The 24,320-nt window shown below is 32.2% G+C and carries 16 protein-coding genes and 1 riboswitch; of the genes, 1 reads left to right on the top strand and 15 read right to left on the bottom strand.

Features of this window, described 5'->3' with window-relative positions:
- Positions 1-9: 9 nt before the first annotated feature.
- From EHE19_RS08000 to uvrA, 13 genes are all read right to left on the bottom strand, one after another.
- Complete coding sequence (locus tag EHE19_RS08000; RefSeq protein WP_137696436.1) at positions 10-1,077, bottom strand: LacI family DNA-binding transcriptional regulator; 1,068 nt, start codon at positions 1,075-1,077, stop codon at positions 10-12.
- Positions 1,078-1,245: 168 nt separating this feature from the next.
- On the bottom strand, positions 1,246-2,781 hold the full coding sequence (locus EHE19_RS07995) for an ABC transporter substrate-binding protein (protein WP_137696437.1): 1,536 nt from the start codon (positions 2,779-2,781) through the stop codon (positions 1,246-1,248).
- A gap of 57 nt (positions 2,782-2,838) precedes the next feature.
- The gene (locus EHE19_RS07990; RefSeq protein ID WP_137696438.1) at positions 2,839-3,765 is read right to left on the bottom strand and encodes a carbohydrate ABC transporter permease; all 927 of its coding nucleotides are present in this window, start codon (positions 3,763-3,765) and stop codon (positions 2,839-2,841) included.
- Positions 3,766-3,778: 13 nt separating this feature from the next.
- Entirely contained in the window at positions 3,779-4,765 is a 987-nt protein-coding gene (locus EHE19_RS07985; protein ID WP_137696439.1) for an ABC transporter permease, read from the bottom strand.
- Positions 4,766-5,012: 247 nt separating this feature from the next.
- Positions 5,013-6,635: a response regulator gene (locus EHE19_RS07980; protein WP_137696440.1), complete on the bottom strand. Its 1,623-nt coding sequence runs from the start codon at positions 6,633-6,635 to the stop codon at positions 5,013-5,015.
- A complete protein-coding gene (locus EHE19_RS07975) occupies positions 6,613-8,454 on the bottom strand; it encodes a sensor histidine kinase (RefSeq protein WP_137696441.1) in 1,842 nt (613 codons plus the stop codon). The genes EHE19_RS07980 and EHE19_RS07975 overlap by 23 nt, the downstream gene beginning before the upstream one ends.
- Positions 8,455-8,470: 16 nt before the next feature.
- Positions 8,471-9,778 (bottom strand): ABC transporter substrate-binding protein, encoded by a 1,308-nt coding sequence (locus EHE19_RS07970; protein WP_137696442.1) that lies wholly within the window; start codon positions 9,776-9,778, stop codon positions 8,471-8,473.
- A gap of 264 nt (positions 9,779-10,042) precedes the next feature.
- On the bottom strand, positions 10,043-12,394 hold the full coding sequence (locus EHE19_RS07965; protein WP_137696443.1) for an ATP-dependent Clp protease ATP-binding subunit: 2,352 nt from the start codon (positions 12,392-12,394) through the stop codon (positions 10,043-10,045).
- Between the two features lie 919 nt (positions 12,395-13,313).
- Complete coding sequence (locus EHE19_RS07960) at positions 13,314-14,312, bottom strand: inorganic phosphate transporter (RefSeq protein ID WP_137696444.1); 999 nt, start codon at positions 14,310-14,312, stop codon at positions 13,314-13,316.
- Positions 14,305-14,928 carry a DUF47 domain-containing protein gene (locus EHE19_RS07955; RefSeq protein ID WP_137696445.1) on the bottom strand — a complete coding sequence of 208 codons (624 nt, stop codon included), beginning with the start codon at positions 14,926-14,928 and terminating at the stop codon, positions 14,305-14,307. The genes EHE19_RS07960 and EHE19_RS07955 overlap by 8 nt, the downstream gene beginning before the upstream one ends.
- Before the next feature lie 287 nt (positions 14,929-15,215).
- On the bottom strand, positions 15,216-16,214 hold the full coding sequence (locus EHE19_RS07950) for an inorganic phosphate transporter (RefSeq protein WP_137696446.1): 999 nt from the start codon (positions 16,212-16,214) through the stop codon (positions 15,216-15,218).
- Positions 16,207-16,830, bottom strand: a complete 624-nt coding sequence (locus EHE19_RS07945; protein ID WP_137696447.1) for a DUF47 domain-containing protein — start codon at positions 16,828-16,830, stop codon at positions 16,207-16,209. The genes EHE19_RS07950 and EHE19_RS07945 overlap by 8 nt, the downstream gene beginning before the upstream one ends.
- A gap of 147 nt (positions 16,831-16,977) precedes the next feature.
- On the bottom strand, positions 16,978-19,809 hold the full coding sequence (uvrA, locus tag EHE19_RS07940; RefSeq protein WP_137696448.1) for an excinuclease ABC subunit UvrA: 2,832 nt from the start codon (positions 19,807-19,809) through the stop codon (positions 16,978-16,980).
- A 577-nt stretch (positions 19,810-20,386) separates the two neighbouring features.
- Positions 20,387-20,495, top strand: a riboswitch (TPP riboswitch).
- Positions 20,496-20,686: 191 nt separating this feature from the next.
- On the opposite strand from uvrA, the gene thiT reads away from it, so the two are divergent.
- Positions 20,687-21,235, top strand: coding sequence for an energy-coupled thiamine transporter ThiT (gene thiT, locus EHE19_RS07935; RefSeq protein WP_137696449.1), 549 nt, complete (start codon positions 20,687-20,689; stop codon positions 21,233-21,235).
- Between the two features lie 257 nt (positions 21,236-21,492).
- Here the strand turns inward: thiT and spoIVA are convergent, their stop codons facing one another.
- Entirely contained in the window at positions 21,493-22,971 is a 1,479-nt protein-coding gene (spoIVA, locus tag EHE19_RS07930; protein ID WP_137696450.1) for a stage IV sporulation protein A, read from the bottom strand.
- Between the two features lie 347 nt (positions 22,972-23,318).
- The gene (locus EHE19_RS07925) at positions 23,319-24,317 is read right to left on the bottom strand and encodes an NAD(P)H-dependent glycerol-3-phosphate dehydrogenase (protein WP_137696451.1); all 999 of its coding nucleotides are present in this window, start codon (positions 24,315-24,317) and stop codon (positions 23,319-23,321) included.
- Between the last annotated feature and the right edge of the window lie 3 nt (positions 24,318-24,320).

Raw genomic sequence — 24,320 nt, 5'->3', positions numbered from 1 at the left:
TTTATTAATTTATAATGTCAACAAAGAATTTAACTTCTTTGTACATGTCTCTCTAATAACCATTTTAGTATTATAACTATAGCTTCTAAAACCTTTTCTAGTCTTACTAATATTATGTATAAGTTCCTCAACTGTTTTTTCAACAATACTATAAATAGGTGTTTCTATTGTTGTTAGTGCTGGCTTAATTAACGATGCAAGAGTTATATTATCGAAACCTATTATTGATATATCTTCTGGTACTCTTATATTATTATATTTGAATAACTCAATTGCCTCAATTGCCATATCATCATTAGATGAAAATATTGCTGATGGTAACTTTCCTTTGTTAATTAACGCTTGTACCGCACTATTTGTTTTAGACTTAATAAAGTCTCCCTGCAAAATAAATTCTTCTCTAATTTCTAAATTGTGCTTTTTCATTGTATCAACAAAAGCCTTATATCTCTGCCTGCCTGAAAATGTAGATAATCTTCCTGATAATAAGCCTATTTCTTTATGTCCCAATGAAATAAGATATTCAACAGCTTCTACAGCTCCTTCATAATCTTTAGAACCTACTACAATTAAGTTTTCGTATTCTGATTCATTCTTTTTAATTTCTTCAGCATCATAATCTATTAATGCTATTGGACAACCCTTTTTTGATACATTTATGAGGGCTGCTGCCTCTTTTTCAGTACCTAATACTATACCGCCATCAATTCTCTTTTGTAAAAATATCTCATTAACACGTCTATAATCATTTTCACAGTAAATAATGTTTATTAAAACATAATAACCTCTTGAATTTGCACAATCAACTACTGCATTAGTAAATTGATTAAAATAATCATTTTTGTATAGCCTATTTGGATTTTCAGCATCAGCTATACTCACTATAAACAAACCTATGGTATCACTTTTTTTACCTGCCAAAACTCTTGCGCAAGTATTAGGTTGATAGTTATACTTTTCTATTACCTCTAATACCTTTTTCTTTGTCTCATCTGGTACATTGGGATAATTATTTATCACTCTTGAAACAGTACTTCTTGAAACACCTGCTATTTTAGCTATCTCTTCACTTTTCATTTTTATATTACCCTTTTGGCCTCCATGAGATATTAGCAGAAAACTTTACTAAACCTTTATATTTATTTAAAATGGGGCTAACGCTATACTAGCGCTAGCCCCTTTTTCATTCAGCTACCATCTAGTCAACTAATGACTTGATAAAAAGCTGTTCAATTTAAATTTATATTATTTCTTTGCTACGAATTCGTCAACTTGCTTCTGCATTTCAGCAAGAGCTGCATCTAAACCAGCTGCTTTTAGTTTTTCAGTAAACTTAGGAACAACTGTTGCAGGATCAACTTTACCAGTTTCTAGACCAGGCATGAACTGCTTCTTAACAGCTGTTAAAGCAGCGATCTGAGTCTTAACGTTCTCAGTATTAAATGTGAAACCAAGAATTGGTGATGGAGCTGAACTTGCATTGTACTCTCTGAACTTATTCCACTTATCAGGATCTTCTGTTGAGAATAAGTATGTGTTGAACTGGTTAGCAAATAACCATTGTAAGCTGTTGTTGTAGTTGTCTTTACCAGCTTGAGTTTGTTCAATAGTTGTTTCGTTAAGTTTAGTATAGTGAACTCCTTCTATACCGTAGTTAACTAAGTTACAGAGGTAAGGATCTGTGTTCATTAACTCTAAGAACATAAGAGCTCTTTCTGGGTTTGGTGATGTCTTTGAAATAGCCTGCATTGAACCAGTCATTTCACGAGTAGTAGCTCTTGGTGGAGTGATATCAATTTGCTTCCAGTTTACACCGTCAGAAATTGATTGCTCAGCATCTTTACCTGGTTTTAATGAAGCAGTAGTAGCAAATACTTTACCTGCTTTTCTAGCTGGAGCATAGTCTGTGATAGTATCAGCATCTTTTCTGATATATCCAGCTTTGTACCATTTGTTAAGAGTTGTGAATAATGACATAGCTTCAGGTGTAGCGAAGTCATTAACAACTGTTGTGTCTCTTCCGTCACCATATAATGCACCTGGAACGTTATCATCAACTAACTTTTCAAAGTCAAGGATTCTGTAAGCTGATTCACCAGTAAGAGTCTGGAATGCTTCAACTCCATTTGCTCCTTCTTTTTCTTTGATTATTGCTAGAGCTGGCTCTAAATCTTCAAACTTCTTAATTGTTGATAAATCAATACCATACTTGTCTGCCATATCCTTGTTAACTAAGAAACCCCAGTTATGAGCCATTTCTTTGTTAGTAGGAATAGCATATAATTTACCATCGATTGAAGCACCCTTTATAACGTTTTCACCGAGTAACTTCTTTGTTTCTGGAGCATATTGATCCATAAGTGGAGTAAGATCTACAAATGCGCCTTTAGGAGCATTCTGCTGATAGTTACAAGCCCAGTTTGCTGTAAATGTGATATCAAACTTTTCACCTGATTGAATCTTTGCACTCATCTTGTTCTCGAAGTCATCACCCCAAGTAAAGATGTTTAGTTTTAGAGTAGCGTTAATTTTTGGTTGTAAGTACTTATTAACTTCTTCTAAAACTTTGTCCATGTCATTTGGTTGACCATTACCTACAACATACCATTGCAATTCTACTGGATCAAGTGCTGCTGATGACTCAGCTGCTACAGATGATTCAGCTGCTGCATTAGTTGAATTTGATGGTTCTGTTGTTTCTTTGTCCCCACATCCAGCTACCATTGAGATAGCCATACAAGTAACCAAAGCTAAACCTATTAGTTTCTTTGCCTTTTGCATTGTGAACCTCCTTAAAATTATAAATATATTTATTGCTATCCATACTTTCGTATGGTATTAGCCTTTAACAGCACCTACAGTTAAACCTTTTACAAAATATTTCTGGAAGAACGGATATGCCACTATAATAGGACCTATTGCCAAAGTACACATTGCCATACGGGCTGTCTCAGATGGCAGATTTGCAAGTGCCTGAGAACCTTGTGGTAAGTTTGCAGCCTGTGATAAGTACTGTATAGCAGCAAGAGTCTTATATAATAGATATTGCAAATTGAACAATTTAGAATCATCTATAAACATAAGTGGTAAATACCAGTCATTCCAATATGTTAAACATTGGAACAAACCTACTGTTGCAAGTCCTGCTTTTGCCAAAGGTAAAACAATTTGTACAAATGTTCTAAATTCTCCTGCACCATCAATCTTTGCTGATTCAATAAGTGAATCAGGAACATTTGTCTGGTAGAATGTTCTCATAATCATTACATACCATGCATTTGCAAGAGGTGGTATAATTAATGCAAATATTGTATTGTTCATATGTAATACATTAACGTATACCATATACCATGGTACCAAACCACCATTAAATATCATTGTAAAAAATACTATAAAAGCAAACTTATTTCTGTGTCTAAAGTCTTTTCTTGATATTACATATGAGAACATAGAAATTATTGCTAAACTTAACAATGTACCAACTACTGTTACAAAAATTGATATTCCATATGCTCTAAATATTGCTTCTCCTGTTTTTACTACCCATTTATAAGCTTCTAAACTGAAAACTCTTGGTATAAAATTATATCCATGTATAGTAATAGTCTTTTCATCTGTAAAGGATATACCAATTATCAGAATAAGCGGAACTATACAACATAATGAATATATTACAAATATCAAATGAAGTACCCCATTCCAAAAGGGTTTAATTTCATTTAACTTATTAACTGTACCATATTGTACATCATCTTTATGCTTCATGAATCTTCCCCCCTTAGAATAAAGCTTGATCTGGATCTATCTTTCTAACTACCAAGTTAGAAACCATTACTAGTACAAATCCACATACAGACTGATATAAACCTGATGCTGATGCCATTCCCACATCGTTCAAATTACGCAACGCATTGTATACGTATGTATCGATAGTCTGTGTTGTATCATATAACGCACCTGTATTTCTTGGTACTTGGAAGAACAATCCGAAATCTGAATAGAAAACCTTTCCTACTGCTAAAAGAGTAAGAATTATCATTAATGTCTTTAATAACGGAATAGTTATAGCTTTAATTTGCTGGAATTTTGATGCTCCATCAACAATAGCTGCTTCATAAAACTCTTGATCTATACCAGCTATTGCAGCTATATATATAACTGTGTTGTATCCAGTCAATTTCCATATATTAACGATAGTTAATATAAACGGCCATTTTCCAGGTTCTGCATACCATCCAATTTCCTCCATACCCAACATAGGAAGCAATGATTTGTTTACATAACCTTTCTCTTCACCTAATAAACCAAAAACGATATAACTTACTACTATCCAAGACATGAAGTATGGTAACAACATGCTTGCTTGATAGAACTTTGATAAGAACTTGTTCTTAATCTCGTTAAGAAGAATTGCAAAAAGTACAGATATTACTAAACCAAGAAAAATAAATACAAAATTATATCCTAAAGTATTTCTTGTAATAGTAAATGCATCTGGTGTTGCTGTAAAAAATTCAAAATTTTTAAAGCCTACCCAATCACTAAGGATAAAGTTCTCAAAAAAGTTATTCCCGTGATACTGGTAGTTTTTAAATGCAATTAACACGCCCGCCATCGGTAAATAGTTATTAAAAAATAAAACAACCAACAGAGGGAGCATCATTATGTATAGTACTTTGTTCTTTACTATATCTCTCAAAAAGCCAGTCTTTTTGGCTTTTAAGGGAACAGCTACATCTTTTGTTCCAGTTTGAGTTACTCCCATAGCTACTATGCCACCCTTCATTATATGTAATATGTGATACCAAAAACAGGCGTTCATAATGAATACAACGACTATGCCCGCTTTGCTATATATATATATTAATAAATTGAAGACAATCACAAAATAGACCAACTTGCTTTAATGTGCAATATCTTGTCAACAACACTGCACAAATTTGAACAACAAAATATTACACTCTCATTACATTTAGTTCACAATTACTTTGCATAAGCTTTAAAAATCCTTTTCAGCTAATAAACAAAGTCTCTTTATACTCTGAAGGAGTCATGCCTGAATATTTTTTAAATATTTTTGAAAAGTAATGAGGATCAGGAATACCAACTAACTCAGCAACCTCATATGTCTTGTATTTAACATCCTTTAATAATTCTTTTGCTTTTTCGATACGGACATCGTTAAGATAATCTACAAAACTTATACCAAGTTCTTTCTTGAACATTCTGCTAATATAGAATGTACTAACGTATATGTTCTCAGCAACTTCATTAAGGGTAACCTGTTCATTATAATGCTCATGTATATAATCAATGGCTTTTCTTAGAATTAACTTTAAACTCTTATTATTAAAGCTATTTACCCTTGATGCTATTCTCATTGATACTTCTTCAAGCAAAGAATTCAATTCGTCAACACTATCACATTTATCAATTAACTTTAACAAGCTTGCTATATCTCTTCCCTCTTCATGCTTTTTATCAGCATCAATAGCTAAAACAGATATTCTGATATTATTAATTGATGAAAGTGTACTATAGTAAAAATTCTTTAAATAGCTAATATTTATATTATTACTATTTACATACTTAGATATATTTTGTGTTGTAACCTTTACTAACTCACTATTTCCAGACTTTATATTTTCAAGCAATTGCTTTTGATAATTTTCCAAAGCAGAGTAATCATCATATCTAAAGAAAGAATTTAAATCACTATATTGAATTATAGAATTATTTCCAATATAAGTCTTATATTCAAGGGAACCCATGCACTCTTTTAGTTTGTCGGTTAACTCCAAAGCAGAAGTTCCATTTGAACTAACAGCAATAGTAACTGTAAATCCAAAGCCATTATTTATGACCTCTTGAAGATCGCCACACTTTTCACTTACTTCAGAAATATCTATGGTAGATTTATCAAATTTTTGAATAATAAATGCCACTCTGCTGGTGTTAAGCATTATGCTGGTCACTTCATACTTCTCAGCAAATACTTCCTCAAAGGAATTTACTATTCCAATTTGACATAATTGCTTGTCATATTGAGAACTTGTTGTTTTTTCATCAAAATCATTTTCCATTAAAACAAGTACAAAATTACTTATATTGATGTTAAAAAGTTCCATCTTTTCTTTTATCTCATCTTCATTTGTAATAATGCCATAAATAACATCATATAATAATTTTTCCCTTAGAACAGGAATACTCTGCTCATATAAACGCTTGAACTTGTCCACTTCTAAATGTTTAAGCTTTTGCTCGTTAAACTCCTTAACTGCCTTAGTTAGAACATTGGTAAGTTCTTCTATTTTGGTAGGCTTCAATAAGAAATCAAACGCTCCACACTTTATAGCTTCATGTACATAGTCGAAATCTCGAAAACCTGTTAAAATAATTATTTTAGCATTTGGAACTAATATTTTAACTTGCTTTATCATACTTATTCCATCTAGCCCAGGCATACGAATGTCAGTGATAATAATGTCAGGTCGATGCAACTTTATGAGTTCAAGTCCTTCAACTCCATCACATGCATCGGCACACACCTCACATTCAAGATGTCTCCAATTAATTATATTTTTAATTCCTTTTCTTATAATCGACTCATCATCAATTATTAGAACCTTGTACATAATAGCCCTCCTTGGTATTGTGAATTTGAACAGGTAAGGTTACAGATACTTTTGTATAAATATTAACTTTACTTTCAATTTTCAAGCCATATTTTTCTCCATAAAATAGTTTAATTCTTCTGTTAACATTTTCAATACCTATACTTTTATCCTTTTTATTACTTAGAGAATTAAAGTATGTATTATTATCCATACTTAGTCCATTATTCAATTTAATCAGTTCTTCTGATGGAATTCCATTTCCATTATCTATTACCTCTATAATAATCATATCATTTACGATATCTGCAACAAGTGATATAATTCCTTTGCCTCTATTATTCTCTACACCATGATAAACTGCATTCTCAATTAACGGCTGAATAAGCAATCTTGGAATCTTCAAATATAAAACCTGTGGATTAACTTCTTTATTCAATGTAATTTTATCTTCGAATCTTCTTTTTAATAGCGAAATATATTTATCTATATAAATAAACTCTTCTTCAATAGTTATAAGTCTGTCATCTCTTCCAATACTAATATCTAATAGCGTTGATAAATCAGATACTGTTTCACTTATTTCAGGAATATTATTTAATTGAGCCATCCAATTTATTGATTCTAATGTATTAAACAAAAAATGAGGATTAATTTGAGACTGTAATGCTTTAATTTCAGCCTCTTTACGTGTAATTTGTTCTCTATAAATCCAATTGACTAAATGATCCATCTCCTTTGTCATAGTATTAAAGGTTTTCTGCAAGAAGCCAAGTTCATCATTTCTGTCAATTTCTATATAGCTGCTAGAAATCTTATGAATATTCATTCCCTTCATAGCTGTTACCAATTGATTTATAGGTTTAATCATATCAAATGATACAAAGAAGCTTACAAAGGTTAATAGCAAAATAGCTGCCAAACAAATTAAAATCATATTTGTTCTAAGTCCCTCAACATCCGCATGTAATTGTTTTAAGGGAATATATGTTACTATTGTCCATCTTAACTCACCTAATGTTCTTGATGCAACAAAAATTTTTGCCTTATTATCAACTCCATTAAATGTATCTTGAATTGTTTTTCTATATTTATTAAAAGTTGCTTTGTCTCTGCAATAAATAATGCTATTATCAGGAGATAGTATTGTTAAGTTTTTCATTAACTCTGATTCTGAGCCCCCCAAAGTGCCCTTGAAAGACTGCTTGTCTATCTGAACCACCAATAGACCTATTTCCTGATAGTTATCCCTATTATAAATCATTTTTATCAAATATGCATTATCATTAGAATCAAAATACCATACAGATCCACCTCCAGCAGCTCTTGCGTATTTTTGCATATCAGTATAGTTTTGTAATACTACTGACTTAATATCAGATTCTACACTGTTTCTGTCATATTCAATAATCTTTACAGTCTTTGTTACAATACACAATGCTAAAATATTATTTTGATTAGGAACTATTTTTTGAAACGCATTAATAATATCTGCCCTAACTTCATAATTTTGCAGCCTATTTATACTGCTGTCATCATTAAGTAATGCTGAATATATTCCTTCATCATTACCTATATTCTGAGTTAACATATTTAAGTTATTTATTGTATCTTGAAGTCTAAGTTCTATAATGCTTAATAATTCATTTGAATATGTTTTAGACTTTTCAACTATAATATTCTCAGATGTTTTAAAGCTAAAATACCCAATAAAAATTAATGGGATAAGTATTTGAATATATAGTATTAGAAAAATTTTCTTTTTGATGGATATATTTCTGTAAAATCTAATAAGCCTCATTATTTGCCAGTATATACCAGATGTCACTTTGTTTATCATATCTACCTCAGTTTTTTTAATTAGAGATTTTATCTACAACTTGATCCCATATTTCCTCAGCAGTTTTTTCTCCTAGTAGAAATTTTGGAAACTGCTTTATTACTATATCTTCCCATGCCGATCTTTCGATAATATGATCAGGGATAGGTGTTTTATTCTTAGAAAGAATTCTTTTATAAACTCCTGTACTCTGTTCTGCTAATAAACTATTAGCTGATTGAAAATCCATTTCCATATTTAAATAAGTTAGCATTCCAGCAGTATTATAAAAATATGAAGCTGATTCTTTTGACGTTAAATATTTTAAAAACACAATAGCATCATCTCTTTTGATGAATGAATTCCAAGCATTTTTACTAATAAAGAATGTACCTCCGCCTAAGCCTGTAGGCATCTTTGAATCCTCATCAGTCATTGATGGAAATGGAATCATTTTTACGCTTGTATCATCCTTTTCGAAGTATGGTATGAACCATGAACCTTGAACTATCATGGCTGCCTTCTTTGTAAAAAACAGATCATTTCTTTCGTCACTATAAATCATCATTGAATCTTCTGAAAATGCACCTATGTCATATAATTCCTTCATGTATTTCATTGCATCGATATAGCAATTATTAATTTTACCATCGACTAGGTACTCTTCAACGCCTTGAGAACCACCTAAACTTGCTATTATATTTTGATAAATATATGAACCTTCTGCAGTAGAATTATATGCTATGGGTATAATTCCATTTTTCTTGAATATAGCTACTGCGTCCTTTAATTCTTTATAATTTGCAGGTTCCTTTACACCGTATTCATCAAATAAGTCTTTATTAATGAAAAGTCCTTCAAATACAAGTTCATATGGAATTCCATATATACGATTGTTATAGGTTGTTGCCATAAAGCTTGCTTGATCGAAAGAGTCCATCCATGTCCTGTCTTGCTTTAAGGTGTCGGTAATATCTGCAATTTTATCAGCTTTAATTAGATATTTTATATCAGAACCCGGCCATAAACCAAAAACATCCGGTTCGCTTCCAGATGCAAATTTTGTCTTAAGCGTAGGCAAATAATCATCTCCAAATATGGATTGATTTGAAATTTTAATATTTGGATTTTCTTCTTCAAATTTGGCAATAATTTCCTTCAACACTCCTGCCTTACTATCAGCACCTCCCCAAGTAGTCATTAAATTTATGGTATGAGTCTTGGGCGGTTTATTACTTTTTTGAACATCATCATAACTCTGCGAATTATTACTAGAACATGAAACAATCATAATATTTAGTAAGGTAATCGAAATCATTGTCAATATCTTTTTTGAACACCCCATAACTAACTCCAATCGATACTAACTAATTTAGGTTTGAAAACTAAATAATAATCAATTATTAAAGATAATGCTATAGCAGATTTAAAGAGTTGGACATATGCTGCGATTTCAAATATAGTTAATTATATGCATTCTTAACATCCTCAAGCAGATAACATTATATAACATAACATCGAAAAATGCCAAGAAAACACACTTTTTAAAAAGACAAGCTATAATAATTTTATTTATTATAGCTTTATAAATCTTATTATATAATATTATTTAAATAATTGATAGTTTAATTTCTTGGTTCTCATCTAAATCTATTCCAACTAAAGATCCTTCTTTCACATTTCCCTTTAAATATTCCTCTGATAGAACATCTTCTATATAGGTTTGAATTGCACGTCTTAATGGTCTTGCACCAAATTTTACGTCATAACCCTTTTGAAGAATAAACTCTTTTACACTATCAGAAACATTTACCTTTATATTCTTCTCTTTTGCTTCCTGTAAAACTTCATCCAGCATCAAGTCAATAATCTTTCTAAGTTCTTCTTTATTAAGTTCAGTAAATACTATTACTTCATCAATTCTATTAAGGAACTCTGGTCTAAAGGTCTCCTTAATTACATCCTTAACTCTGCTTTCCAAAGCAGAATATGAATTATTTGAAAATCCTATACCATTTGATTTCAGATTAGTACCAGCATTTGATGTCATAATAATTACTGTATTTTCAAAGCTAACAGTCCTTCCATGACTATCTGTTAATCTTCCATCTTCAAGTATCTGCAACAACATATTAAATACGTCTGGGTGTGCTTTCTCTATTTCATCCATTAAAATAACTGAATATGGCTTTCTTCTAACTTTTTCAGTTAATTGTCCTGCATCATCATAGCCAACATATCCTGGAGGTGAGCCTATCAATTTGGAAACAGTATGCTTTTCCATGTATTCAGACATATCTAACCTAATCAATGACTCTTCGCTTGCAAATAATTCTATTGCCAAAGCTCTGACTAACTCTGTTTTACCAACACCTGTAGGCCCTACAAATATAAATGAAGCTGGTTTTTTCTTCTTCTTAAAGCCTGACCTACTTCTACGTATAGCTTTAGCTACACCTTCCACTGCTTTGTTTTGTCCTATAACACGTTTGTGTATTCTATCTTCAAGACTCATCAGCTTTTGTGATTCTTCTTCACTTAGTCGTTGAATTGGAATTTTTGTCCACGCCTCTATTACACTGGCAATATCTTCTGTTGTTAAGGAAACATCATTATTTGTATCTTCTATTTCCTTTATCATTTCTATAAGTTTACATTCATGAACTTTTAAATCAGCAGCCTTTTGGTAATCCTCAATGGAATCAGCAGATATAGCATTATCCTTAGCTTCTTGAACCTTTACCAACTCATCCTTATATTTCTGTAATTCAGCTAGCTTTACATTTCTTAAATTAGCTCTTGAACCTGCTTCATCTATTACGTCAATAGCTTTATCAGGCAAAAATCTATCAGTTATATATCTTTCTGAATAATTAACCGCTGCTCTTACAACCTCTTCGCTTATCTTTACTCGATGATATTCTTCATAATAGTGCTTGATACCCATAAGGATTTCTACTGATTCTTCCATTGACGGTTCATCAACAATAATTGGTTGGAATCTTCTTTCTAATGCCGAATCCTTTTCTATATTTTTTCTATATTCAGTCAATGTAGTAGCACCAATTACCTGAATTTCACCTCTGGATAAAGCTGGTTTGAGTATATTAGCAGCATTCATTGCCCCCTCAGCTTCTCCTGCACCCATTATATTATGAAGTTCATCTATAACGAGAATGATGTTACCAAATGACTTAGCCTCATCAATAATTCCTTTCATTCTGCTTTCAAACTGCCCTCTGAACTGAGTACCAGCAACCACACTTGTCATGTCAAGCAAATATACCTCAGCATCATACAATTTGACTGGTACTTCCTTTAGTGCTATTCTCATAGCTAAGCCCTCAGCTATAGCTGTTTTTCCAACACCCGGTTCACCAATAAGTACTGGATTATTCTTTGTTCTTCTATTTAATATTTGTACAACTCTATCAATTTCTTTGTTTCTTCCTACAACCTTATCAATTGCACCATTTCTGGCCTTATCAATAAGGTTAGTCCCATACATATCTAGGTACTTTTTCTTTTTATTGCCTTTCTTATCTTGTACCTTTGTTTTTGATGAATTCTTATTATCTTTGTCGTCTCCACCATTTGTATCCTGACTATTTGTCGATGCTTCACTATCAATATTACTATTTGAAATATTGTTTACCTTAGGAAATGCTTTATTTAACATTCCGAAAAAAGGATTAGACTCATTCAGGTTTCCAACTTCATCTTGTAATGCTTCAATTATCTCATTTCCATCTATGCCTTCGAGCATATCACCAACCTGTTTACTTATATTATCCAATTCTTCTTCAGTCATTCCTGTCTGTGAAAGCAACTGATCTATTGGTTGAAGGTTTTGCTTTCTGGCGCAGCTTACACAAAGACCTTCTTGAATTTGTTTACCATCAACAAGCTTTGTTACAAATACCACTGCAATATTTTTATTACAGATTGAACACTTTATCATATATTAACCTCCTACGCCCCATTTAGGCACATAAATATTCTGAAACTAATAGTGGAAAGCCTCTGTGCAGATAAGTTTGCAGCATTATATATAACTTAATTAGCCCCATATAACTAAAAAATTCACTTCGTTAATGCAAACTTTTCACAAAAGCAAAACCACTAGTGGTCTATGAAACTCGAAAAAATAAGTATATTAGCACAAAATTATTATTCGAGTTTATAAACCTTCTACGCCTAATTTAGGCAGAAAATAATTTTTTGTTAAAAGACATTTAAGCAACTTGTTCTCTATATAAAATAAAGCTTTTTGGATAAGTACCCTCTACTTATAGCAAAAATATTCAAGCTTATACAACAAACTTTTTGAGAATTAACATAAAAAATATATCTTTAACAATATATTATATTATTTCCAACAATGACAAAAACTAAAATATTACTATACATTATAAATATTATTGATTTTTTATTAGTATAACACAAGAAAAATATTAGGTCTAACAGATTTATATCAATTTTTACTGTTAAGCACCTATTTTAGTGATTTAAGGCAAATAAAATAAAAAAAACTGGGCTATAGTCTATATAGCTAAGCTATACAAATGTAATCCAGCTTTTTATTATAACGCCTAGATTTAAATGAAATTCTTCGAAAGAAATTCTTCCTTAAAATTCTTTGATAAAAATTACTCGATAAAAATTCTCCGATTATGGAATAATTTATTTAATCAACAGGCGTTTCAACGAGGCTGGGTGAAATTCTCACGCATGAAAACCAAGCGATACTCGCCACTTATAGTAATTAAGAACATTTTCTTGCCTCGATATAATTAATTTCTTATTAATATACATTCCATATAAAACACCATATAAAACAACAAATAACCATAAAACACCAACTATTTTTATATAATATTTTAAAAAAACATTTTAAAAATTGTGGTAATAAATGCACCAAGAAGTGCTGTCACCGGAATTGTAAATATCCATGCAAAGACAATATTTCTTGCCAATGCCCATCTAACAGCTGATAACCTCTTCGATGCACCAACACCCATTATAGATGTCGAAATAACTTGAGTAGTACTAACAGGAGCTCCAATTGCAGACATTGTCTGAATAACAAGTGCCGCACCAGTTTCTGCTGCAAAGCCTCCAATAGGTTGAAGTCTTATCATATTTACACCCATTGTTTTTATTATTTTCCACCCACCAACAGAAGTTCCCAACGCCATAGCAAAAGCACATGCAAAAACTACCCACATAGGAACTCCGCTTCCAGGAGCCACATATCTAGCACCAACTAAAGCTAATGTAATAATACCCATCGATATTTGAGCATCATTCTTACCGTGAGAGAAAGCCATAAAAGCAGCTGATACAATTTGGAATTTAGAAAACCATCTATTTACAAATCTCTGTGAAAAGCGACGGAGTAATTTGTACAATAGTGTCATAAACAGGTATCCCATAACAAAACCAATAACTGGGGATGAAAATAGTGGTATTATGACTTTATTTAGTACACCATCCCATCTTACAATACTAAGACCACCGGAATATGCAATTGACGAACCAATAAGAGCCCCAATAAGTGCATGTGAGGAACTACTTGGAATGGCAATATACCAAGTTACTAAGTCCCAAGTAATTGCAGCAATTAAGGTAGCTATTACTACATACTCCACTGTAATCATTTCACTATCAACCAAGCCCTCTGAAATTGTCTCTGCTACCTTACTGCTCATAAGTGCACCAAGTAAATTTAATGAAGCCGACATAAAAATAGCTTGTCTTGGTGATAATACTCTTGTAGAAACAGATGTGGCAATAGAATTCGCTGTATCGTGAAATCCATTTATTAGTCCAAATGAAAGGGCTAATAGAATTACAACTATTAAAGAAACACTAAGCATGCTTCATAACAACTCCTTCTATTATATTTGCTACATCTTCACATGCATCAATGGTATTTTCAAAGAAATCAATGATTTCTTTCCATTTTATTACTTCGACAGCGTCCTTCTCAGTTAAGAACAAGTTTGTCATAGCATCTCTAAATGCAGTATCTGCTTCATCTTCAATATTATTTACTTCAATTATTTTTTGTTGTAGACTCTTGCTCTTCTTCATGTTCTTCATTTCTAAAATTACATTTTTTAGTTCTTTTGTTGCATTAACTATTAATTTTGAAAGAACAACAGCCTCAGGTCTGACTTTCTGTACATTGTACATGCCAAATCTCTGGGCTGCTGCTTCAATATCATCTGTAATATTATCTAGCTCCCTTGCAATTAAGTAAATATCTTCTCTGTCAATTGGAGTTATAAATGCTTTATTTAGTTCGTTTAATATCTTGTGTACAATAGTATCGCAAGCATGTTCTGCATCTTCAATGCTCTTAATTTTTTCATTTACATTAACATAATTGTTAGTTAAGTCATCTAGAAGACCAGCTGCCTTGCAAATAATCTCACTTGTTTCAATAAAATAGTCAAAAAAACGCTCTTCCTTAGATGTTGGTCTAAACATTAACAATACCTTCTTTCTATAATATAAAACAAAAAATTTACTTACTCATAATAAATCAATGATATTTTTTTTACAACAAAGTTAACATAGAATTAACAATTAAATATCAACATAATTTCAGTTTAGCTACAAATAATTACTTGTATTTATTAAATTCTCCCATGCCTGCAATTTTTAAGCCACAATTCTTAAGTCAAAACTAAATAAAAAACATGAATATATTTTATATCAAAGATAGATAAATATATTCATGTTTATATTAAACTCTTTAAAATATTAAATTTCATCTACACTAAAATTTTAAATAACATAGTAATAAAAGCACCAAGAAGTGCAGTAACTGGGATAGTGAATATCCATGCATAAACAATATTTCTGCAAAGTGTCCATCTAACAGCCGAAAGCCTTTTAGATGCTCCAACACCCATTATAGAAGTTGAAATAACCTGAGTAGTACTAACAGGTGCACCAATTGCAGACATTGTTTCAATAACTATAGCAGCTCCAGTTTCTGCTGCAAAACCACCAATTGGCTGAAGTCTTATCATATTAACACCCATTGTTTTTATAATCTTCCAACCGCCAAGAGAAGTTCCTAATGCCATGGCAAGGGCACAAGACATCATAACCCAAAATGGGACACCACTCTCTGGGTCAACCATATTTGCCCCAACTAAAGCAAGCGTTATTATACCCATTGACTTTTGAGCATCATTTTTACCATGAGAGTATGCCATAAATGCTGCTGAAAATATTTGCAGTTTAGAAAAATATCTATTTACAAATCTTTGAGAATAAGAACTAAGAATTTTAAATAAAAACTTCATAAATAGAAAGCCCATAGCAAATCCAAGTACTGGAGACGAAAATAGCGGAATTATTACTTTTTGGAATACACCATCCCATTTTACTATACTAAGTCCACCCGCATATGCAATTGATGAACCGATAAGGGCTCCAATAAGGGCATGTGAGGAACTGCTTGGAATGGCAATATACCAAGTTATCAAATCCCAAATAATAGCGGCAACTAACGTAGCAATAATAACATATTGAACCTTAATCATTGAGTTATCAACTAACCCGTTTGTTATAGTATACGCTACTTTACTGCTCATTAGTGCTCCTAATAAATTCAGTGAGGCAGACATAAAAATAGCTTGTCTTGGTGATAATACTCTTGTAGAAACTGATGTGGCAATAGAATTAGCAGTATCATGGAAGCCATTTATGAAGTCAAATGCCAGCGCTAATACAATGACACATATCAAAGATACGCTAAGCATGCTTCATAACAACCCCTTCTATAATATTTGCCACATCTTCACAGGCATCAATTGTATTTTCGAAAAAGTCAATTATTTCTTTCCACTTTATTACTTCAATTGCATTTTTCTCGGTTAAGAACAAGTTTGTCATAGCATCTCTAAAAGCAGTATCTGCTTCGTCTTCAATATTATTAACTTCAATAATCTTCTTATCTAGATTCTTGCTCTTCTTCATGTTTTTCATTTCTAATATTACATTTTTTAGTTCATTTGTTGCATTAACTATCAATTTAGAAAGAACAATAGCCTCAGGTCTAACTTCTTGTACATTATACATGCTAAATCTCTGGGCTGCTGCTTGAATATCGTCAGTAATGTTATCTAACTCTCTTGCTATTAAGTAAATATCTTCTCTGTCAATAGGTGTAATAAACGATTTGTTTAGTTCATTGAAAATTTTGTGTACCACTTTATCGCAAGCGTGCTCTGCGTCTTCAATTCTTTTGATTTTCTCATTAACATCTACATAGTTGTTTGTTAGATCGTCTAGTAGGTTAGCTGCTTTGCAGATAATCTCACTTGTTTCAATAAAATAATCAAAAAAACGCTCTTCTTTAGATGTTGGTCTAAACATTAACAATACCTTCTTTCTATAATATTGGACAATTACTTAACCATGATAATGTATTGTTAGTTCTATTACAACATACTTTACACATAATTAAATTTACTTAACACAAAATTAACAGAGCTTATTATAACAAGAAAAAGCATACATAAATCAATCACTGTCTAATAGCTTTCTCAGATATTGACCAGTATAGGATTCTTCTACCTGCGCTACTTGTTCTGGAGTACCTTCAGCTACAATAGTTCCACCTTTATCTCCTCCCTCAGGTCCTAAATCAATAATATAATCAGCTGTTTTTATTACATCCAAATTGTGCTCAATTATAACCATTGAATTACCAGCATCCACAAGTCTTTGCAAAATGTCAATTAATCTATGCACATCCGCAATGTGTAAACCTGTAGTAGGTTCGTCAAGAATGTATAAAGTTTTTCCTGTGCTTCTCTTAGAAAGTTCAGTTGCAAGCTTAACTCTCTGTGCCTCACCGCCTGATAGGGTATTTGAAGGCTGTCCTACTTTTACATATCCAAGTCCAACATCAAACAATGTCTGCAGTTTGTTTTGTATTCTAGGTATATTTTTAAAGAACTCTAATGCGTCTTCTATAGTCATATCTAAGACATCTGAAATACTTTTGCCTTTGTATTTTACCTCCAATGTTTCCCTATTGTAGCGTTTTCCCTTACAAACCTCACAAGGTACATATATATCCGGCAGGAAATGCATTTCTATTTTTATAATACCATCACCACTACAAGCCTCGCATCTGCCGCCCTTAACATTAAAACTAAATCTTCCTGCCTTATATCCTCTCATTTTTGCTTCAGTGGTTGAAGCATAAACCTCCCTAATCAGGTCATAAACTCCTGTATAGGTAGCAGGGTTAGATCTAGGAGTTTTACCAATAGGAGATTGATCAATATTGATCACCTTATCTAAATAATTTACTCCATTTATAGTATCATGATCAGCAGGTCTCGTCTTTGCTCTATTTAGCTGACTTGCCAAACTTTTATGCAGAATTTCATTGATAAGAGTACTTTTACCAGATCCAGAAACTCCAGTAATTGCAGTCATAACCCCTAACGGAATCTTTGCACTAATGTTTTTAAGATTATTTGCTCTTGCCCCTAAAATTTCCAACCATTTGCCATTTGGCTTTCTTCTCTCATTCGGAACAACTATTTTCTTTCTTCCACTTAGGTACTGGCCTGTAATAGAAGCTTCATTTTTAATAATTTGCTCAGTTGGACCTTCCGCAACAATATGTCCTCCATGAACTCCCGCACCAGGTCCCATATCAATAATATGGTCCGCAGCATGCATTGTTTCTTCATCATGTTCCACAACTATTAAGGTGTTTCCTAAATCTCTTAATCTTGTAAGAGTTCTTAACAACTTGTCATTATCTCTCTGATGTAAACCAATACTGGGCTCATCTAAAATATATAAAACACCCATCAAGCCAGAACCTATTTGAGTAGCAAGTCTAATTCTCTGAGCCTCACCACCTGAAAGAGTTCCAGCAGTCCTTGATAATGAAAGATAACTTAAACCAACATCCACAAGAAAGCCTATTCTAGCGTTAATCTCTTTCAAAATCTGATTTGCAATCATTAAGTGTCTATCACTCAAATTAATATTGACAAAAAATTCTCTTAAATCTTCAATGGACATAATAGATAATTCATGGATATTCTTGTCACATACTGTAACCGCGAGGCTTTCTTGCTTTAGCCTTGCCCCATTGCAGTCAGGACAAGGATTATTGCTCATAAATTGCTCATAATACTGCTTCATGCCTTCGGAATTTGATTCCTTATATCGCCTTTCCATTGTATTTATTACACCTTCAAAAGCCGCCATGTAAGAGCCGCTGCCATACTCACGTTCATAATCAACCTTTATTTTTTCACCCTTTGTACCGTATAAAATAATGTCTATGATTTCGGCAGGCAGCTTATGGAATGGAACATCCAATTTAAATTTATAATGCTTTGCAAGAGCATTAAACATCATCCTGGTATATGCGTCTTCACTTTCCACATTCCAACCTGCAACTACAATGGCTCCTTCAACAAGTGATAAGGATCTATCTGGAATTACTAAGTCTGGATCAATTTTAAGTAAATTACCAAGTCCTGTACATGTAGGACATGCTCCAAATGGATTGTTGAAGGAAAACATCCTTGGTGTAAGTTCTTCTATACTAATTCCGCAATCACTGCAGGCAAAATTCTGGCTTAGAAGTATTTCTTCTTTTCCAACAACATCTATAATTACTACTCCACCGCTTAATTGTAAAACAGTTTCAAGAGAATCAACCAGTCTCTTTTGAATATCCTTTCGAATAATAAGTCTGTCAACAACAATCTCTATATTGTGTTTTTTATTTTTGTCCAAAACTATATCATCATTAATATCTATTACCTGACCATCAACTCTTAATCTAACAAAACCACCTTTTTTTGCGTCCTCAATTAATTTATGAAATTCCCCTTTTCTGCCTCTTACAACAGGCGCAAGCAGCTGTATTCTGGTATTTTCGTCAAAAGCCATTATTTGGTCAACCATTTGATCCACAGTCTGCTGAGCAATTTCCTTACCGCATTTTGGACAATGGGGTACACCTATTCTAGCATACAGCAATCTGAGGTAATCATGTATTTCTGTAACTGTTCCTACTGTTGAACGGGGATTTCTGCTAGTGGTTTTTTGGTCAATAGCTATTGCAGGCGATAATCCATCTATATAATCTATGTCTGGCTTCTCCATTTGCCCTAAAAATTGTCTGGCATATGATGATAAAGATTCAACATATCGTCTCTGACCTTCTGCATAAATTGTATCAAATGCTAATGAGGATTTCCCCGAACCACTTAATCCGGTAATTACAACAAATTTGTCTCTAGGTATCTCAACATCAATATTTTTGAGATTATGCTCACGAGCACCCTTAATAAAAATATTATCTCTAATCATTTGCTCACCTTTCTATTCAACCCAGCTTCATCATTAAATTATTAACAGTCACGGGTTTGCTGAATTTTGAAACTATTTCAATAATAAATTTTGACTGATCAAATTAATAAAAAATATTATGAAGATTGAGTTCATTATCCGTATTATTAAAATTTATATTATAAATTTGCATTTTTACTAGCCACGCCATAATACCTAAGTTCAGAATAAAATTTTTCGATTATTTTTCGATTATAGAAAAATTTTATTTCATCAGCGGTATTTCATCGTGTTTGGTTGTACGTATTCTCATAAGCTGACAACCTAATCAGCTCCTTCAACTATAGAAGTTGGAGAATAATCAATTCGCTTACCACGATATATTATATCAAATAAAAATACCAATGCAAACATTTGTTCGTTTGATTTTTAGAATTTTTATTGATATTTATTTAGTTAATTGATATAATAGCCATTGGAAGTTGGTATATTCAAAACTTATTTATTTTTGGAAATTTTTTTAATATGTGGCCTTTTGATTAATAATAGCCTTAAAAAACATGAAATATAACTAACTTTCATCAATTATTACAACTAAATAAAATTCGGGGAGCTGAAAATAATTCGGCTGAGATAAGTATGTTTTACTTAAAACCCATATACCTGATCTGGATAATGCCAGCGTAGGAATGAATAATGAATAATATGTCATACTGCATTTTCATACTGGTATGACTTTTTTTATGCTTTTATGTATACTATGCTTCTTACTTTTTTATTTAGTAAGCTTTAGAAGTATAACTAAGCTAATTCATTAAATATTTTTTAACACTAAAAGTCTTATTTCAGTCTATTTATTTTTATATTTTAAGTTATCTGTATTAAAGGAGGAGTTATTATGAAAAAAATGTCTACTAAAATGTTGGTAGAAGCAGGAGTGTTGATTGCTCTTGCAATGATTTTGAGTTATGTAAAGATTTATGAGTTTCAAAACGGTGGGTCTGTGACTTTAGGAAGCATGATTCCCATTATTATTTTCGCTATCAGATGGGGCAGCAAGCATGGCGTTCTGGTAGGTTTAGTTTATGGATTTCTTCAGTTTGCACTAGGAACAAAGTTTTCCTATCATCCTGTTGGTATTTTCCTTGATTATATCTTTGCATTTGGTATGCTTGGATTCGCAGGTCTATTTAGGAAGAACATTTTTACAATGATAGCCAGCGTTTTTATAGCTATGATTGGAAGATTTACTTTTCATTTTATCTCGGGAGTTTTTTTATGGTACATGTACGCTCCTGAAGGAATGAATATATACCTCTATTCACTTATCTATAATGGAAGCTACATGCTGCCTGAATTTTTCATTTCTTCTGTACTGGTTGTTGCCCTTTATAAACCTTTAAAGAGATTTATAGAACAGAATAATGTGGCAACAGTTAAAATTTAATTTAAACTAGTTATTACATTTGCTTTCGAATGTACTTAAACAAAAACATAAGAAATGCGGAAAAGGTGCCATAGCAACATTTCCGCATTTCTTATATCCATTCTTAGGTTGCGTCCCAATCGGGATACACATCAATATGATTTATATATTATTTAAATAAGTTCCTCAATTTTAAACTTCAAAGGTTGATTAACTTTTAATACTATTAGGCATACTTGTTTAAATGTGGTGAAAGCTATAACTGCTTTATTATATTTCTACAAAATTATGCAAATTAAGCCGCCGCTGCCCTCATTAATTATTTTCTGCAGTGTCTCCTGCAGCTTCATTTGAGCATCCTCAGGCATCCTAAATAGTTTGTTCTGCAAGCCCTCCTGCACTAATTCATGTAGAGATTTTCCAAATATATTTGATTCCCAAAGCTTAGTAGTATCATTTTCAAATTCTTTTAACAAATATGAAACCAACTCTTCAGATTGCTTTTCAGTTCCTACCATTGGCGCTATCTCAGTCTCTATATCCGCACGAATCATGTGAATTGAAGGTGCACTTGCATGAAGCTTAACCCCATATCTATTGCCTTGCTTGATTATTTCAGGTTCTTCTAGAGTAAGTTCATCCATTTGAGGAGAAACCATTCCATAGCCCTTTACTTTTACTTCATGGAGAGCATACTCTACTCTGTCATACTCTTTTTTGATTCTTGCCAAATCTTTAATCAAGCTTATTAATTTGTGCTCACCCTCAATTTCCATTCCTGATTCTTCACTTAAAATTCTATATAATAAACCATCAACGGTTGATAAATCAATTAATACAGTACCCTCACCTAAACTAACTTTGTCAATAGTGGCCCTTTTACAAAAATCATAATTTTCAAAGGAACTCACAGCAGATTTTATTTCTCTAATTCTGCTTGTAGAACTGAAAGTATTTCTTATTGATTCAATTATTTCACTTTTTAGCCAATGAGAATCATCAAGAGCTTCAACCCATCTTGGTATATTTATGCCTATTTCTGATATTGGGAACTCCTGCAATATTTTCTCCATTATAATATCAACATCATCAATTCTCATTTGCAGACAGTCCATTGCTATTACTGCTACTCCATACTTTTGTTCTAACTCATCACGTAATTTCAGTGTTTCTTCACTTCTTGGACTGGTTGAGTTAATTATTATTACGAATGGCTTGTCAATTGACTTTAATTCACTAATTACTCTCTTTTCTGCTTCAACATAATCTTCTCTTTCGATATCTGCAATGCTTCCATCTGTTGTAATTACAATACCGATTGTTGAATGTTCATTAATTACTTTTTTCGTTCCAATTTCTGCTGCTTCCTCAAACGGAATTTGATAGTCATACCATGGCGTAGATACCATTCTTGGAGCATTATTTTCCAAGTGACCCATAGCACCCTTCACCATATATCCCACACAATCAATCATCCTTACTTTCATTTGTACATTTTGATCAATAGATATTTCAACTGCCTCATTGGGGATGAATTTAGGTTCAGTAGTCATTATAGTTCTTCCAGATGCGCTCTGTGGAAGTTCGTCTATAGCCCTTTCCTTTTGATATGTGTTCTCTATGTTAGGAATAACCAACAAATCCATAAATCTTTTTATAAAAGTTGATTTCCCAGTTCTAACAGGTCCCACAATACCTATATAAATATCCCCTTGAGTTCTTTCAGCTATCTGCTGGTATATATTGAATTTTTCCACCCTAGAACCCTCCCCTATATTGCTACATGCCCTATTGGGACTATGCATATTTGTCTTGTTCAATATTAAATATATGTACGAAATAAGTTAATATTACAAAAAAATAAAAAACTCAAAATTTTTATCATGAGTTTTTTATTTAATAATAATCATTAATAATCATTCAATTTTATTAAAATCACATTTATTAAAATCACAATTTAAATCTAATGCTATTCAGCTATTAATAATATACAGCAAATTCCTTAAAAAGCTTATAAACTATATATTATGATAATCTTATAGCTAGATTTCTTTTTAGATTGAATAATATCGCAATAATAGCTTTTTAAATTAAAGCTATTATACTATTGCATTTCATTCTTTTTGTCCCTTGTCATCAAATCTCCAACTGCTTTTCTAGGATCCTTTCCTTTATATAAAACATCATAAGCCTCATTAGTTATTGGCATAGATACTCCTAGTCTTTTTGCTAATTCATATGCTGGCTTTGTAGTTGCTACTCCTTCAACCACCATATTTACTTCTTCTAACGCCTGTTGAACGCTCTTGCCCTGTCCTATTAATATTCCAGCCCTTCTATTTCTGCTATGCATACTTGTACAAGTAACAATTAAATCTCCAACTCCAGTAAGTCCTGAAAACGTATCAGCTTTTCCTCCCATTGCAACTCCTAGTCTAGAGATTTCAGTTATCCCCCTCGTCATCAGAGCAGCCTTAGTGTTATCTCCATAGCCTAATCCGTCAGATATTCCAGCACATAAAGCAATAATATTTTTTAATGCTCCTCCTAGTTCTACACCAATAACATCCGTATTAGTGTATACCCTGAAATTTGGTGTCATAAATAAATCCTGCAAATATTGTGCCACTTCATTTTTTTCTGATGCTGCTACTACTGTTGTAGGAACATCTCGTGCTATTTCCTCAGCATGACTTGGCCCTGATAAAACAGCAATATTATTATGAGGCAACTCCTCATGCATTATTTCAGAAAGCAACTTACATGTATCATCCTCAATACCTTTAGAACATGTTACTACAATAGTATCTTTTGAAATTATACTTGATAGTGCCTTACAGTTTTGTCTTGTTGTTTGTGAAGGAACAGCCAATACTACAACATCACAGTTTTTAGCAGCAATGTAAATATCCGTAGTAAATTCAACACTATCTGGAATTTTAACTCCTGGCAATCTGGTAAGATGTTCTCTGTTCTCTTTAAGCATGTTGATTTCATCGCTCATAGGCGACCACACTTTAACATTATTACCATTTTTAGATAATAATACTGCCATAGCTATACCCATACTACCTGCACCAATAACTGCAACATTTTTATTCATATT

The sequence above is a fragment of the Ruminiclostridium herbifermentans genome (assembly GCF_005473905.2).
In the GTDB taxonomy this organism is placed as follows: domain Bacteria; phylum Bacillota; class Clostridia; order Acetivibrionales; family DSM-1351; genus Ruminiclostridium; species Ruminiclostridium herbifermentans.
This window is presented reverse-complemented; position numbering and strand designations above follow the sequence as displayed.

What these genes read in the sequence shown, in the direction of transcription:
- EHE19_RS07925 (WP_137696451.1), bottom strand. Translation starts at nt 24,317, where the DNA reads ATGAATAAAAATGTTGCAGTTATTGGTGCAGGTAGTATGGGTATAGCT.
- EHE19_RS07955 (WP_137696445.1), bottom strand. Translation starts at nt 14,928, where the DNA reads ATGTTTAGACCAACATCTAAGGAAGAGCGTTTTTTTGACTATTTTATT.
- EHE19_RS07985 (WP_137696439.1), bottom strand. Translation starts at nt 4,765, where the DNA reads ATGGGAGTAACTCAAACTGGAACAAAAGATGTAGCTGTTCCCTTAAAA.
- EHE19_RS07975 (WP_137696441.1), bottom strand. Translation starts at nt 8,454, where the DNA reads ATGATAAACAAAGTGACATCTGGTATATACTGGCAAATAATGAGGCTT.
- EHE19_RS07960 (WP_137696444.1), bottom strand. Translation starts at nt 14,312, where the DNA reads ATGCTTAGTGTTTCTTTAATAGTTGTAATTCTATTAGCCCTTTCATTT.
- thiT (WP_137696449.1), top strand. Translation starts at nt 20,687, where the DNA reads ATGAAAAAAATGTCTACTAAAATGTTGGTAGAAGCAGGAGTGTTGATT.
- EHE19_RS07970 (WP_137696442.1), bottom strand. Translation starts at nt 9,778, where the DNA reads ATGGGGTGTTCAAAAAAGATATTGACAATGATTTCGATTACCTTACTA.
- EHE19_RS07945 (WP_137696447.1), bottom strand. Translation starts at nt 16,830, where the DNA reads ATGTTTAGACCAACATCTAAAGAAGAGCGTTTTTTTGATTATTTTATT.
- EHE19_RS07990 (WP_137696438.1), bottom strand. Translation starts at nt 3,765, where the DNA reads ATGAAGCATAAAGATGATGTACAATATGGTACAGTTAATAAGTTAAAT.
- EHE19_RS07950 (WP_137696446.1), bottom strand. Translation starts at nt 16,214, where the DNA reads ATGCTTAGCGTATCTTTGATATGTGTCATTGTATTAGCGCTGGCATTT.
- EHE19_RS08000 (WP_137696436.1), bottom strand. Translation starts at nt 1,077, where the DNA reads ATGAAAAGTGAAGAGATAGCTAAAATAGCAGGTGTTTCAAGAAGTACT.
- EHE19_RS07995 (WP_137696437.1), bottom strand. Translation starts at nt 2,781, where the DNA reads ATGCAAAAGGCAAAGAAACTAATAGGTTTAGCTTTGGTTACTTGTATG.
- EHE19_RS07980 (WP_137696440.1), bottom strand. Translation starts at nt 6,635, where the DNA reads ATGTACAAGGTTCTAATAATTGATGATGAGTCGATTATAAGAAAAGGA.
- EHE19_RS07965 (WP_137696443.1), bottom strand. Translation starts at nt 12,394, where the DNA reads ATGATAAAGTGTTCAATCTGTAATAAAAATATTGCAGTGGTATTTGTA.
- uvrA (WP_137696448.1), bottom strand. Translation starts at nt 19,809, where the DNA reads ATGATTAGAGATAATATTTTTATTAAGGGTGCTCGTGAGCATAATCTC.